A 13,451-nucleotide genomic window follows, 5' to 3' on the forward strand; every position below is an offset into this window, starting at 1 on the left:
AGCAGGTTCGCGATACCGGAAACCAACCGATTCACTATATAATGCGCCATCTTGCGCACTCCGAAAGCAACGCCGATGCCGATTCTGCCCGACCCCCGCCCCTATCCTGCCGAGCCCGTCAAAAACAGCCTGCTCACCTATGCCTCGCAAATCGCGCACGGCACTTCTACCGCACAGCGCACACTCTGCGCCCAATCGCTGCAGGCCGAAATCTACACAATGTTGCAGCAAAATCATTATCTCGGCCTTTCCGTAGCCATGAGCATGGCACCCGATGCCGGCAGCTACCGCGCGCTGTTCGACAGCCTGAACGACACCCTGCTGGCCAAAACCGACTCCGAAATCCAATGGTTTGCCCTGCCCGTGGTGCTGGTGGCCGGCTGCAACCAGCCGCACACGCTGCCGTTAAACGCGCCAACGATAGAGCTGTGCGCCTGCCTGGCCGATTATCCGCACCTGCGCGAACTGGCGCAGGCAGCCTGGCTGCCCAAGCTGATGCGCTCGGCCGATTTGGCCGCCATCGATGCCGGCCTATGGTTTGCCGCCAAACAAAACGAAGCCGCCGCCCAAGCATTTGCCGCCAAGCTGCCGCAGGCAGATTTGGCCGTTCCGCAAGGGCAGTCGGTTCATGTGGTGTTTGCCTTGGGCTACGGCAAAAAAAGCATTCAGACGGCCTTAAACCCCAATCTGCGCGAAGCCGCGCTGCCGCTGATGCAGGTGTGGCAAACCGCCTTCACGCAACCCGGCCTCACCCTGTTTGCCAACCCGCTCGCCCCCGCCGCGCCGCCGGCAGCCCTCGCCGAAGGCAGCCGTATGCGGCTGCGCATGGCACTGGATGTGTTTGCCGCCAACGCTATCCGCGCCGTGCGCCTGCAAAGCCCGCGCGCCGGCGTGGTGGTGGCCGCGCAGCAGGGCGGCAGAATCCTGTTCGGCTTCAACGCCACCGACAGCGCCTTCGAGCTGGCCGACCAAGTGTTTGCCTGGCCGCTTTCCCCTGCCGAGAGCATTGCCGTCCTCCAGCAGGATTTTCTAGACCTGATGGCCGAATGCCGGGTTGAAAACATCCGCCTGCTGCACGATGTGCTGCCCGAAGAAGCCGAGTTGCCCACCTATGCCCGCGCGCTCAAACTGCCCGGCCACAACCCTTTGTTTGCAGAACCATCATGAAAACCTACCGCATTTTGTTTGTATGCCTGGGCAACATCTGCCGTTCGCCGATGGCCGAATACGTTTTCCGCCGCCTGGCCGCCGATGCCGGCGCAGCACACCGCGTGCAGGCTGCCAGCGCCGGCACATCAGGCTGGCACAACGGCGAAAATATGCACAGCGGCACCCTGAAAAAACTCAGGCAGCACGGCATCGACCCTTCGGGCTTTGCCAGCAGCCAGGTCAAGCCCGGCGACTGCGGCCGTTATGATTTTCTCATCGCCATGGACGACAACAATCTTGCCGAGCTCGAACGCCTGTTCGGCCGCCGCCCCGGGCAGATTTTCAAACTCACCGACCTGATACCCGAAAGCGGCTGCAACCATGTGCCCGACCCGTGGCACACCGGCGATTTCGATGAAACCTTCCGCCTGGTGTCGGCAGGCAGCAGGGCACTGCTGGACAAACTGAGCTTAACCGCCAACTGCAGCGGGCGCAGTTGATACCGCACACAAACCGCGCATACGGCAGGCAAAGTTTGCACCCCATCCACACCGTTTGAGCCGCCGGGTGCCCGGCAAACCAACACGCCGCCAAGCCAAACAGTATTTGCCGCCGCCGGCGCGGGCAGGAATCCGACCGGGCGCAAACCCGCGCGTTTGACACCCCTGCATCGGCTTAGACCATACTTTACTGCCCGCAAACAGCAGCATCGAAACCTTTCAGACGGCCTGAAAATATTTGGCAAAAGCTTCAGCCGTCTGAACACCCTGCCTTTACCGTTTTAAACATCAGGCAGATCAAACCCTCCCGCCGCACCTGCAGCGGCAACACCGTTTTACCCACCAGGCCCAACCGGCCGATTAAAAAAGGAAACACCATGAAACTGCTGAAAACCCTCCCCCTGCTCTGCATTGCCTCCCTTGCCGCCGCCTGCGCCCACACGCCGCCCAAACCGGAGCGTACCGCCAAGCCGACCCACACCGTTGCCAGCCGCTACGGTTTCAACGAAACCGTGCAACGCATCGAGGCCGCCGTTAAAGCCAAAGGCATGACGGTGTTCGGCGTGATCGATCATCAAAAGGCCGCCCGGCAGCACGGGCTGACCATGCAGCCGGCCAAAGTCATCATATTCGGCAACCCCAAAGCCGGCACGCCGCTGATGGTGAAAGACCCCGAATTCGCCCTCCGCCTCCCCCTGCGCGTGCTGGTTACCGAAAACGGCGGCAGCGTATCTGTGGTGTTTCAAGACACCCGCGCGCTGATAGAAAACAGCCGCCTGGATTTTTCCGATGTGGAAAACGGCTTGGCTAAAGCCGAAACCCTGCTGCAAAAAACCGTTGCCGAATAATCGGCAGATTCGCACCCCGGCGGCACGCGGTGGTTTTCAGACGGCCTCAAAACGCGGCAGACCCGTTGCCGGCCGTCTGAAAGCCTGCCGCGCCCTGCAAGGCATAATATTGTATAATTGCGCCTTTTCTCGCCCCCGACACGATTTTGCCGCCTGATGGCTTTCAGACGGCCGAACCCCCGCTATACCGCCATGGCTGACCAATCCCCGAAAAAATACGAAAAAACCGCCGCCAAGCCGCGTGCGCAAACCGCTGCCGCGCCGTCTGAAACCAAAGCGCGCCGCGCCAAAGGCGTAACGCCCGGCAAGGCCAAGCGCAACCGCCCGCCGCACGTTGCCAATCTGATTAACGATACCTTATGGCTGTTTGCCCTGCTGCTTACCGTTTATGCCGCGCTCTCGCTGGCAAGCTTCACCATGCAGGATCCCGCCTGGTCGCGCAGCGTGCCCGCAGCCGGTGAAGTGCGCAACCTGGGCGGCCTGTTCGGCGCTTACCTGGCCGATGTCGGCTATTATTTGTCGGGCTTGTCGTTTTGGTGGCTGGTGGCGGCAGGCTGCGTGTGGCTGTATAAAAACTTCCGCCCCCTCAAAACGCCCGACAGCAAGCCCTACAACCACAAAATCGCATTTGCCGCACTGGGCATACTGCTGCTCTCCAGCCCGATTTTGGAAGTGTTCGCCTTCAAAGCGCAATTGGCCGATGCCCTGCCGGTCGGCGCGGGCGGCTTAACCGGTTCGTTTGCCGCACCGGGGCTCAGCCTTCTGCTGGGTACTTCGGGCAGCCTGCTGGTTATGCTGGTGGTGGTGTTGCTCGCCCTCTCGCTGCTGGTGCAGGTGTCGTGGCTCGACATACTCGAAAAAACCGGTGCCAAACTCGAGTGGATGTGGCTGAAACTGGTGCGCAAAGAAGACAAATACATCCGCGACCTGCCCGATGCCAAAACCACCCGCCGCATGGTGCGCGATGCCAAAAACATCACCGCCGAGCCTGTAGAGCCCATCGAAGGCTCCAGCAGCAACCGCAAAGTGGCCATTGCCCCGCCGCCCGCTCCCGTTCAGACGGCCTTGTTCGACAGCAAAGGCGAAGCCGCCGAGCCGCCCCCTGCAGGCGAATACACCCTCCCCTCACTGCACCTGCTGCGCCTGCCGCAGGGTGAACCGCCCGCCATCAACCCCGACAAACTGCAACAAACCGCCGAGCGCATCGAAGCCAAGCTGGCCGAATTCGGCATCGGCGCGCAAGTGGTTTCGGCCACTTCGGGGCCGGTTATCACCCGCTTTGAAATCGAACCCGCGCAGGGCGTGAAAGGCAGCCAGATTGTCAATCTTTCCAAAGACCTGGCGCGCTCGATGTCGCTGCAGGCCGTGCGCATCGTTGAAACCATCGCCGGCAAAAACACCATGGGCATCGAGCTGCCCAACGAACGCCGCCAAGACGTGATGCTGAGCGAAATCCTTTCCTCGCCCGTGTTTACCGATGCCAAATCCAAACTCACCGTTGCGCTGGGCAAAGACATTGCCGGCATCCCCGTGGTGGGCGATCTGGCCAAAATGCCCCACCTGTTGGTGGGCGGCATGACCGGCTCGGGCAAATCGGTGGGCGTAAACGCCATGATTCTGTCGGTACTTTTCAAAGCCGCGCCCGATGAAGTGCGCTTTATCATGATCGACCCCAAAATGCTCGAACTGAGCATTTATGAAGGCATTCCCCACCTGCTCTGCCCGGTGGTAACCGATATGCGCGAGGCCGGCCAGGCTCTCAACTGGTGTGTGGCCGAAATGGAAAAACGCTACCGCCTGCTCTCCCACGCCGGCGTGCGCAACATCGATGGGTTCAACAAAAAGCTGGCCGAAGCCGCAGAAGCGGGCAAGCCGCTGCTCAACCCCTTCAGCCTCAACCCCGACCACCCCGAGCCGCTCGAAAAACTGCCGATGATTGTGGTGGTGATTGACGAATTGGCCGACCTGATGATGACCGAGCGCAAATCGGTAGAGCAGCAGATTGCCCGCCTTGCCCAAAAAGCCCGCGCCGCCGGCATCCACATGATTGTCGCCACCCAACGCCCCAGCGTGGATGTGGTAACCGGCCTGATTAAAGCCAACATCCCCACCCGCATGGCCTTTACCGTGCAAAGCAGAATCGACAGCCGCACCATTCTCGACCAAATGGGCGCAGACGAGCTGCTCAAATACGGCGATTCGCTGTTTCTGCAGCCGGGCAACGCCGAGCCCACCCGTCTGCAAGGCGCATTTGTGTCGGACGATGAAGTGCACCAAATCGTCAACCACGTCAAACGCCAGGCACCCGCCAACTATGTCGAAGGGCTGCTCAGCGGCGAAGCCGCGCTGGAAACCACCAACATCGTCAACCCCAACGCCAACAGCGACGAACTCTTCGACCAGGCTGCCGCCTTTGTGCTGGAAAGCCGCAAAACCTCGATCTCATCGCTGCAACGGCAGCTGCGCGTGGGCTACAACCGCGCCGCCAACCTGATGCAGGCTCTGGAAGATGCCGGCATCGTTTCCCCCGCCGATGTGGGCGGCAGCCGTAAGATTTTGACTCAGAAGGATAATCTTTAAATAATCTTTAGGGCAAATAATCTTTAAGAATTGCTTCGCCGGTTTAAATATGGAAAGGCCGTCTGAAAAACAGTTTTCAGACGGCCTCAAACTTTATGCAATCGATACCGCCTTCACTATCCACCACATCCGTCATACTCGGGCTTGACCCGAGTATGACGGATATGTTCAGATGGCGTGAGTGTTTTAAGATGCCGCTGCTGCGGCAAGCTCACTTTTGTGCCAGCAGCAGGCGCACGATATATTCGTCTTGCGGCAGCGTCAGCTTTAAATTGCGGCTGTCGCCCGGCACCAGCAGCGGGCGGATACCCAGCCTTTCCACCGCCGAGGCTTCATCGGTTATGGCACCGAGGTCGGCCGCAGCCAGCGCACGCTGCAGCAGGGCAGCGGAGAAAAGCTGCGGGGTTTGCGCCTGCCACAAACCGCTGCGGGGCACGGTGGTTTCGATTCGGCCGTCTGAACCGCCGCTTTTGAGGGTGTCGGCCACGGGTACGGCGAGAATGCCGCCATCGGGGTGGCTGCCGGCTTGGTCTATCAGGCGGCTGAGTGCGGCTTCGGGCAGGCAGCAGCGGGCGGCATCGTGCACGAGAATATTGTCGCCGGGGGCGGCCAAGCCGAGCCCGAGCAGGGCGTTTACGCCGTTTCTCACCGTTTCGGCGCGGCTTGCACCGCCGCAACGCAGCAACACGGTTTCGGCGGCCGTCTGAAAAGCTGCCGCTTCGGGCGCAAACACAGAGTCGTCTGCCGCCAGCACCACGGCGGTCAAACTGATTTGCGGGTGGGCGGCAAAGATGTCGAGCGTGTGCTGCAACACGGTTTTGCCGTGGATTTCCACATATTGCTTGGGTTTGCCTGCGCCGAAACGCTCGCCCGTGCCGGCAGCGGGAATGAGGGCAATGTTGCGTTTCACGCGCCGGCCTCCGTGCGCCATAAGCATTTGCCTGCGGTGATTTTATCGAGCGTGTCGAGATAGGCTTCATGCTCGGCCAGCTCGGCTTCGCCGGCGCTTAAAACTTTAAGGCTTGGCGGGCGTTGGATTTTGGCGGCAGCATCATCTTCACTGCCGTAACCGCCATACTCGTCCATCAAGTCATACTGGCCGCGCGTCATGGCCAGATACACTTCGCCGAGCAGTTCGCAGTCGATAAGCGCGCCGTGGAAAACACGTTTGCTGCGGTCGATATCAAAGCGTGTGCACAAAGCATCCAGGCTGGCTTTCTGGCCGGGAAACATTTTCCGCGCCATGCCGAGGGTATCGGTTACCGTGCAGCCCAGCCCTTCTACGGTGGGCAGCCCCATGCGGCCGAATTCCATATCGAGAAAGCCCACATCAAACTTGGCATTGTGGATAATAAGCTCGGCGCCGCGCAGAAAATCGGCGATTTGCTGCCCGACCTGCTCGAATGTGGGCGCGTTTTTGGCTTCCAAATCGGCCAGGGTGATGCCGTGTACGGCAGCGGCATCTTCGGGAATGTCGCGCCCGGGGTGGATATAAAGATGCAGGGCGCGGTGGGTAAGCCGGCGGTTGGTCATCTCCAGCCCGGCAAATTCGACCATGCGGTCGCCGCTGTTGGGATAAAGGCCGGTGGTTTCGGTGTCGAGAATAATCTGGCGGGTGTTCATAGCAGTTGCTGTTGAAAAAAGGTTGCCGCATGATACTGAAAGCGGCAGAGAAAGTAAAAACGGTTCGGCAGCGGTTGTGCCAAACCCATCAAGGCCGTCTGAAAACCATGCCCGCTTTCAGACGGCCTAACGCAATAAGCCGTTGCGGCCTACCACAGCCATTCGGGGGCGGACGGTGCGGCCACCCCCCATTCGGGCGGATAATCCACGCCCGTCAGATAAAGGCCGTCCGGCATCAGCGTGGGCGGGGCGTGTTTTCGGCTGCGCGCTTCCATCAGGTCGGCAAAGCCCTGCACGCTCAAACGGCCGTCTCCCACATACACCAGCGCACCCATAATGTTGCGCACCATATGGTGCAGAAAGGCGTTGCCGTGCAAATCGAGCTTCATCAATTCGGGCGTGCCGCTCAAGGTGGCGGCATACAGGGTTTTTACGGGGGATTTGGCCTGGCACTCTGCCGCACGGAAGCTGGAAAAATCATGTTCGCCCACCAACAGGGCGGCGGCCTGCCGCATTTTTTCCATATCCAGCGGCCGGCACACCCACCCCACCCTGCCTGCCAGCAGGGGGTTGCGCACGGAAGCCGAAAGCAACACATAACGGTAGCGGCGGCCGAACGCATCGAAGCGGGCATGAAAGCGCGGGTCGGCGGGCTGCGCATGCCAAACGGCCACTTCTTTGGGCAGGTGTGTGTTCACGCCCTTCACCCACGCCTGCGCAGGGCGCCGGGCTGTGGTGTCGAAATGCACCACTTGCGAAACCGCGTGCACGCCGGCATCGGTGCGCCCCGCCGCTACGGTGTGGATACGTTCGCCCGCAATCTGTTCCAATGCATGTTCCAAAACCTGCTGCACCGTTATCAAACCTCCGGCCTGTTTCTGCCAGCCGTGGAAACCTCTGCCGTTATAAGCGAGCATCAGTACCCAGCGCTGCGTTTGTGCCGCAGGCGGTGCGGCGGGAAATTCGTTATCGGCAGGCATGGCGGCTCCGGGTCGGCAAGTAACAATGCGTTAAGAAAAAACATTCAATTATAAACCGATTTATACCGGCAACTTATCCCGAACGGTAAAACAGCCATAAAAAACTTTACAGAATGTGAAAATGCCTGCCGCAACCTGCCCAACGGGTTGGCAGCACTGCCGCCGCAAACGGGCGTTTCAGACGGCCGTGCAGGTTTTTCAAAGTTTCAATGTGTTGAAAAGATAAATAAAACCAAACAAAATCCACCGTTACTGCCTTTGACAAACCTTAACCCTTCGCCTAATATCTGTTTCCACACAGGGCAGCCGCCCGCTCGTTTGAAATACTATGTTTGAAATACTAACCGAAAGAAGAATAGATTTATGGAATGGATTTTTAACAGTTATTACACCTTGATTGCCGCCACCGTTGTGCTGCTGGTCGGCAGGCTGATGGTGGCGAAAATCAAATTTTTGCAGGATTTCAACATCCCCGAGCCCGTGGCCGGCGGTTTGGTGGCGGCGGTGCTGCTGTATGCGCTGCACGCTGCCTATGGCGTGAGCTTCAAATTCGAAAAACCGCTGCAAGATGCGTTTATGCTGATTTTCTTCACCTCCATCGGCCTGAGCGCCGACTTTTCGCGTTTGAAAGCAGGCGGCCTCCCATTGGTTACGTTCACTGCTGTTGTCGGCTTTTTTATTTTGGTTCAAAACGCAGTGGGCGTGGGCTTGGCCGGCCTGTTCGGCCTCGACCCGCTGATCGGCCTGATCACCGGCTCGATTACCTTAACGGGCGGTCACGGCACCGCAGGTGCATGGGGGCCCGATTTCGAGAAAAACTTCGGCTTAACCGGCGCCACCGCTTTGGGCATGGCTTCGGCCACATTCGGCCTGGTGGCCGGCGGCCTGATCGGCGGCCCGGTTGCCCGCCGCCTGATCAACAAAATGGGACGCAAACCTTTAGACGAAGCCGCCATGAAAGCCCAGGCCGCCGTTTACGATGACGACAACCCCGCCGAGCGCGCCGACAACGTGTTCGAACACCCCGAACAAACCCGCCTGATTACTGCCAATTCGGCGGTGGAAACGCTGGCCATGTTTGCCGCCTGTCTGGCATTTGCCGAAATCATGGACAACATCGACAGCGTGTATCTCAAACCCTATTTTCTCGACCTGCCCAAATTCGTGTGGGCACTGTTCGGCGGCGTGATGCTGCGCAACATTCTCACCAGCGTGTTCAAATTCAATATGTTTGACCGCGCCATCGATGTGTTCGGCAACGCTTCGCTGTCGCTGTTTCTGGCCATGGCGCTGCTCAACCTGAAACTGTGGGAGCTCACCGGCCTGGCCGGCCCCGTAACCGTTATCCTGCTGGTGCAGACTGTGGTGATGATGCTTTATGCCACCTTCGTTACCTATGTTTTGATGGGGCGAGATTACGATGCGGCCGTGCTGGCTGCCGGCCACTGCGGCTTCGGCCTCGGCGCCACCCCCACCGCCGTTGCCAACATGCAGTCGATCACCGAGCGTTTCGGCCCCTCGCACAAAGCCTTTCTGATTGTGCCGATGGTGGGCGCGTTTTTCGTTGATTTCATCAATGTTTTCATCCTCACCGGTTTTGTAAACTTCCTCAAATAAACCGCAAGCAAACTAAAAAGCACCTGCAACACCTTACCCGTTGCGGGTGCTTTTGCTATGATGCCGTCTGAAACCCACCTTGCAAAGGCCGTATTATGTATAAAAAACTGCTCGCTTTTTCCCTGACTGCCGCCTTGTCCGCCTGCGGCGAGAGCGGCTCCAAACAGCCCCCCGCACCACTGGCCTGCGGCAACCCTGCCGTGGTGCAAAACGTACGCACCAATATTCAAGAAATCATCAAACAGGAAGCACAGCGTTTCGCCCGCAACGACACCCGCCAGTTTATCGATGCCGATAAAATCATCGCTGCCGCCACCCAGCTCAACGTGCAGCTTGACGGCCCTGCCGAAGAAAACCAAAACGGCCGCCCCATATGCAGAGCCAATCTGAGCATACAGATTCCCGCCGACATTCTGAACACCGCCCAAACCAACAGCCCGCTGGTTTACGGCACCAACAGCAGCATCACCCGAGTGGTTCAAGAGCGCATCACCGGCAGCCCGCTCACCTACGACAAAGGCCTGTTTGCCCGCCCGCTCCACTACACCACTGCCGAAGCAGACGGCCAAACCACCGTAAACTATGAAGACAACGCCATCACCGTAACCGCCCAAAACATTGCCGGCGCGCTGCTGCCCTACGGCGTAAAAAGCATTCTGATGATTAACGGCCAACCCGTCCGGCGCGAAGATGCACTGAACACAGCCCCGCAGGCCTTTCCCGACCCGCCGCCGGCCGACCCGCAGGACATACTCGACAATAATGCCGCCGCCAATACGTTCGGCGGAGAAACCACCGCTACAGACGCGCCCGAAACCCTTACCCCCGAGCCGCCCCGCAGCGAAACCGCCTTCTCTGCAGGCGAATTGGAGCAGGCAAAAAACAACAACCAAGCGGCCGACCGCGAAATCAATATGGTGTGGAACAGCATCGATCAGAATATCCAGAAAGAGCTGATTAACGAGCAACGCAGTTGGATTCAAAGCAAAAACACCCACTGCCGCCAAGCCGCCGCCCAAGCCGAAAGCAGCCTGCAGGCCGAATACCTGCACCTGCAATGCGACACCCGCATGACCCGCGAACGCAGCCAATACCTGCGCGGCTATACGATTAACTAAACTGCCGAACTTGGCCTTAAAACGTCACAGGCCGTCTGAAAGCATTTTCAGACGGCCTTGTTATACCACCGCATTGCCTTGCAGAAAATCCTGTGCAAAGCGCGGCAAACCAAAGTTCTCCGCAGCAGCCGCCCCGAAACCTTGCCGTGGGAAGCGAAGGCCGTCTGAAAGCTTTTCAGACGGCCGGTATTTCCAAATTGCCGGTATTTTCAAACGGCCTAATGTTGTTTGATTTTATCGGCAGAAACCTACGGGTTTACCAATAGCCCAACACTTTCCACCAAACACCGCCGATAAACACGAAAATCAGCAGGTTTACCACACTCATCACGAAACCGGCTTTCCACCATTCGGCCAGCGTGGTGTAACCCGAGCCGAAAATCACCGGAGAAGTACCCGTGGCATAGTGGGTGAGCGTCATCATGATGCTGGAGGCGGCAGCCATAATCAGCGCAAACAGCATCGGCGGCGCGCCCAGCGACAAACCCGCAGCATAAAAAGCACCGAGCATGGCAGTGATGTGGGCGGTGGTGCTGGCAAACATATAGTGGGCATACATATAGGCCAGCACCAGCAACGCCGATGCGCCCGCCCAGCCCAAGCCCAAGCCGGCAATATTGCGCTCAAGCACCACCGAAAACCAGGACACCAGCCCCAGCTTGTTTAAAAACGTTGCCATCATCACCAGCGCGGCAAACCAGGTTATCGTGTCCCACGCGCTTTTTTCTTTCAGCACATCGTCCCAAGTGAGCACGCCCGAGAGCAGCAGCAGGCTTAAGCCGATAAAGGCGGTGGTGGTGGCATCAACGGCAAAAGCCTTGCCGAACAGCATCGCCGGAACGCCCGCCCACAAAACCAGCAGCACGGCGAAAATGGCCAGCATGATTTTTTCGCCGCCGCTCATCGGCCCCAAACCGGCCAATTTTTCTTTGGCAAACTGCGCCGCATCGGGTGTTTCTTTAATCTCTGGCGGATAAATGAAATACAGCACCAGCGGCATCAGCACCATTGCAGCCAGCCCCGGCAGCAGCATCGCCAGCGCCCAAGTGCCCCAGCTTAAATGAATATCGGAGCCGGTAGCCTTGGCGATAATGTCCACCACCAGCGGATTGGGCGCGGTGGCCGTGATAAACATCGCCGAAGTAATCGGATTGCTGTGATAGTTTACCAAAGCCAGATATTTGCCGATGCGCCCCTGCGTGCCTTTTTCCGGGTCGGAATCATAGCTGGCGGCAATCGCCTTCATCACCGGGTGGATGATGCCGCCGCCGCGCGCAGTGTTGCTCGGCGTAACCGGTGCCAGCAGCAGCTCGGAAAGCGCCAGGCTGTAGCCGATGCCGATGGTTTTTTTGCCGAACAGCGAAATAAAATAATAGCCGATGCGCGCGCCCAAACCCGTTTTCAAAATGCCGCGCGAAATCATAATCGCCACACCGATCAACCAAATCAGCGGGCTGGCAAAGCTGCTGAGCGCATCTTTCACGGCATCGGCAGGCTTATCGGCGGTCACACCCGTGAGTGCCACCAGCATGATGGCGATAACCGACACCGCACCGATCGGCATGGCTTTGCCGATAATCGCCGCAATCACCCCCACAAACATCGCCAGCAGGTGCCAAGCCTGCGCCGTTACCCCTTCAGGCGCCGGCACCACAAACCAAATCACCAGGGCCAAGCCTACAGCAACCGCCGCCGGCAGCGGTTTGAAGCCGAATTTATCGCTCATTTGTTTCCTCACAGATTCAACACAGATAAAAATAATGCACTGCAACTATTTTAATCCAAGCCGCCGCCCGCAGATAGTGCAGACCGAAACCTTTTATCACGCCCCGGCCGTCTGAACGTTGCCTCTCCCGCGCCTTATCTGCGCATGCCATATAGTGTACCGCTTCATTTCTGTTACAGCACTGTCGTGCCCGCTCGAAAATAACGGCTCTGCAAACGCCGAAGCGGCAATCGAACGCGATACTCTGCTCAAACAGAATCTCTGCACCGTCCGAATTCTGCCGCCTTACCCGAAACAGAAGGGATTCACTGAAGCCGCAGCACGGCCGCAACAGAAATCCGCCCGGTCGGATTCCCCGCCCAAAGCATCATCAGGCAGGCGTTTCAGCGGCACCATGCCGGCCACCGAAAACTCATCAGGCCGTCTGAAAACCCGATGAACCCTTTTCAGACGGCCGCTGCGCAGGCAGTTTGCAAGACCAACCAAAGGGATTGATACCCCGCATTGAAAACCATTCAGGCCGTCTGAAACCGCCTGCGCATTTAGCGTGTTCAGACGGCCTTTGCCGGAGGGCTTTCCATGCGGCGCGGGGTCTAGAGAAGGCCGATAAGGTTCATCACCATGCGGGCAGAATTGGCCGAGGCCGTTTTCAAAAACTCATCGAAACTGACACCGGCCTGTTCGTCTGCCGCATCCGACACCGCGCGCACCACCACAAACGGCACCTTCAATTGGAAACAGGTTTGCGCAATGGCCGCCGCCTCCATCTCCACCGCCTGCACCCCGGCAAAATGGCGGCGGATAAATGCCGCTTTTTCTCCGCCGTGCACAAACTGGTCGCCGCTCACAATCAAGCCCCGGTGCACCGCCGCGCCCTCAAATGCCGCAGCCGCCGCTACGGCCGCTGCCGCCAGCGCCGCATCGCTCTCAAACACGGCAGGCAGTTGCGGCACCTGCCCTAAGGCATAACCGAAAGCGGTAACGTCCACATCATGATGCGCCACCTGCGTGCCGACCACCACATCGCCCACTTTCAGGCCCGCACCGATGCCTCCCGCGCTGCCGGTGTTGATAACGCAGTCGGGAGCAAAACGCCCCGCCACCCATGCCGTAACCGCCGCCGCATTGGCTTTGCCGATTCCGCTCAAAGCCAACACCGTTTTTTTGCCGCCCAGTGTGCCGCAGTAAACCGTAAACCTGCCGAACGTTTCGGTAACGGCATTTTCCATGCTGTTTTTCAACAGCTCGATTTCCTGCTCCATTGCGCCGACAACCGCCACGGTGCCGCCTGTTTGTTTTACGGTCATTTT

The 13,451-nt window shown here is 58.8% G+C and carries 13 protein-coding genes; 7 read left to right on the forward strand and 6 right to left on the reverse strand.

Going from position 1 to position 13,451, the window contains the following annotated elements:
- The first annotated feature begins 75 nt into the window (after window positions 1-75).
- The 4 genes from H7A79_RS07315 to H7A79_RS07330 all read left to right on the forward strand — a co-directional run bounded on the left by H7A79_RS07315 (window position 76) and on the right by H7A79_RS07330 (window position 5,077).
- Window positions 76-1,167: a conjugal transfer protein gene (locus tag H7A79_RS07315; RefSeq protein ID WP_187001516.1), complete on the forward strand. Its 1,092-nt coding sequence runs from the start codon at window positions 76-78 to the stop codon at window positions 1,165-1,167.
- Window positions 1,164-1,649 carry a low molecular weight protein-tyrosine-phosphatase gene (locus H7A79_RS07320; protein ID WP_187001517.1) on the forward strand — a complete coding sequence of 162 codons (486 nt, stop codon included), beginning with the start codon at window positions 1,164-1,166 and terminating at the stop codon, window positions 1,647-1,649. Before H7A79_RS07315 ends, H7A79_RS07320 begins: the two co-directional genes overlap by 4 nt.
- A gap of 383 nt (window positions 1,650-2,032) precedes the next feature.
- Window positions 2,033-2,497 carry a DUF302 domain-containing protein gene (locus H7A79_RS07325; protein ID WP_377057434.1) on the forward strand — a complete coding sequence of 155 codons (465 nt, stop codon included), beginning with the start codon at window positions 2,033-2,035 and terminating at the stop codon, window positions 2,495-2,497.
- Between the two features lie 192 nt (window positions 2,498-2,689).
- Window positions 2,690-5,077, forward strand: coding sequence for a DNA translocase FtsK (locus tag H7A79_RS07330; RefSeq protein ID WP_187001519.1), 2,388 nt, complete (start codon window positions 2,690-2,692; stop codon window positions 5,075-5,077).
- A 211-nt stretch (window positions 5,078-5,288) separates the two neighbouring features.
- On the opposite strand, the gene ispD is transcribed toward H7A79_RS07330, so the two are convergent.
- From ispD to truA, 3 genes are all read right to left on the reverse strand, one after another.
- Entirely contained in the window at window positions 5,289-5,987 is a 699-nt protein-coding gene (gene ispD, locus H7A79_RS07335; RefSeq protein WP_377057427.1) for a 2-C-methyl-D-erythritol 4-phosphate cytidylyltransferase, read from the reverse strand.
- Window positions 5,984-6,700, reverse strand: coding sequence for a DNA polymerase III subunit epsilon (gene dnaQ / locus H7A79_RS07340; RefSeq protein ID WP_135035411.1), 717 nt, complete (start codon window positions 6,698-6,700; stop codon window positions 5,984-5,986). Before dnaQ ends, ispD begins: the two co-directional genes overlap by 4 nt.
- Before the next feature lie 149 nt (window positions 6,701-6,849).
- The gene (gene truA / locus H7A79_RS07345; RefSeq protein WP_187001521.1) at window positions 6,850-7,680 is read right to left on the reverse strand and encodes a tRNA pseudouridine(38-40) synthase TruA; all 831 of its coding nucleotides are present in this window, start codon (window positions 7,678-7,680) and stop codon (window positions 6,850-6,852) included.
- A 363-nt stretch (window positions 7,681-8,043) separates the two neighbouring features.
- Between truA and gltS the strand changes: the two genes are divergently transcribed.
- Complete coding sequence (gene gltS / locus H7A79_RS07350; protein ID WP_135035417.1) at window positions 8,044-9,297, forward strand: sodium/glutamate symporter; 1,254 nt, start codon at window positions 8,044-8,046, stop codon at window positions 9,295-9,297.
- A gap of 95 nt (window positions 9,298-9,392) precedes the next feature.
- Window positions 9,393-10,415: a lysozyme inhibitor LprI family protein gene (locus tag H7A79_RS07355; RefSeq protein ID WP_187001522.1), complete on the forward strand. Its 1,023-nt coding sequence runs from the start codon at window positions 9,393-9,395 to the stop codon at window positions 10,413-10,415.
- 60 nt (window positions 10,416-10,475) lie between these two features.
- Here the strand turns inward: H7A79_RS07355 and H7A79_RS07360 are convergent, their stop codons facing one another.
- Both H7A79_RS07360 and H7A79_RS07365 read right to left on the reverse strand, forming a co-directional pair.
- A complete protein-coding gene (locus H7A79_RS07360; RefSeq protein WP_187001523.1) occupies window positions 10,476-10,628 on the reverse strand; it encodes a hypothetical protein in 153 nt (50 codons plus the stop codon).
- Between the two features lie 43 nt (window positions 10,629-10,671).
- On the reverse strand, window positions 10,672-12,141 hold the full coding sequence (locus tag H7A79_RS07365) for a DASS family sodium-coupled anion symporter (protein WP_187001524.1): 1,470 nt from the start codon (window positions 12,139-12,141) through the stop codon (window positions 10,672-10,674).
- Between the two features lie 154 nt (window positions 12,142-12,295).
- On the opposite strand from H7A79_RS07365, the gene H7A79_RS07370 reads away from it, so the two are divergent.
- Window positions 12,296-12,580, forward strand: coding sequence for a hypothetical protein (locus H7A79_RS07370; RefSeq protein WP_187001525.1), 285 nt, complete (start codon window positions 12,296-12,298; stop codon window positions 12,578-12,580).
- Window positions 12,581-12,734: 154 nt separating this feature from the next.
- Here H7A79_RS07370 and H7A79_RS07375 read toward each other — a convergent pair whose 3' ends face one another.
- Entirely contained in the window at window positions 12,735-13,448 is a 714-nt protein-coding gene (locus tag H7A79_RS07375; protein WP_187001526.1) for a 5'-methylthioadenosine/adenosylhomocysteine nucleosidase, read from the reverse strand.
- Window positions 13,449-13,451 lie beyond the last annotated feature (3 nt).

This window comes from Neisseria musculi (genome assembly GCF_014297595.2).
Classification (GTDB): Bacteria; Pseudomonadota; Gammaproteobacteria; order Burkholderiales; family Neisseriaceae; genus Neisseria; species Neisseria musculi.

Coding starts and splice junctions, on each gene's coding strand:
- H7A79_RS07375 (WP_187001526.1), bottom strand. CDS start 13,448: ATGACCGTAAAACAAACAGGCGGCACCGTGGCGGTTGTCGGCGCAATG.
- H7A79_RS07355 (WP_187001522.1), top strand. CDS start 9,393: ATGTATAAAAAACTGCTCGCTTTTTCCCTGACTGCCGCCTTGTCCGCC.
- dnaQ (WP_135035411.1), bottom strand. CDS start 6,700: ATGAACACCCGCCAGATTATTCTCGACACCGAAACCACCGGCCTTTAT.
- gltS (WP_135035417.1), top strand. CDS start 8,044: ATGGAATGGATTTTTAACAGTTATTACACCTTGATTGCCGCCACCGTT.
- H7A79_RS07365 (WP_187001524.1), bottom strand. CDS start 12,141: ATGAGCGATAAATTCGGCTTCAAACCGCTGCCGGCGGCGGTTGCTGTA.
- H7A79_RS07315 (WP_187001516.1), top strand. CDS start 76: ATGCCGATTCTGCCCGACCCCCGCCCCTATCCTGCCGAGCCCGTCAAA.
- truA (WP_187001521.1), bottom strand. CDS start 7,680: ATGCCTGCCGATAACGAATTTCCCGCCGCACCGCCTGCGGCACAAACG.
- H7A79_RS07320 (WP_187001517.1), top strand. CDS start 1,164: ATGAAAACCTACCGCATTTTGTTTGTATGCCTGGGCAACATCTGCCGT.
- H7A79_RS07330 (WP_187001519.1), top strand. CDS start 2,690: ATGGCTGACCAATCCCCGAAAAAATACGAAAAAACCGCCGCCAAGCCG.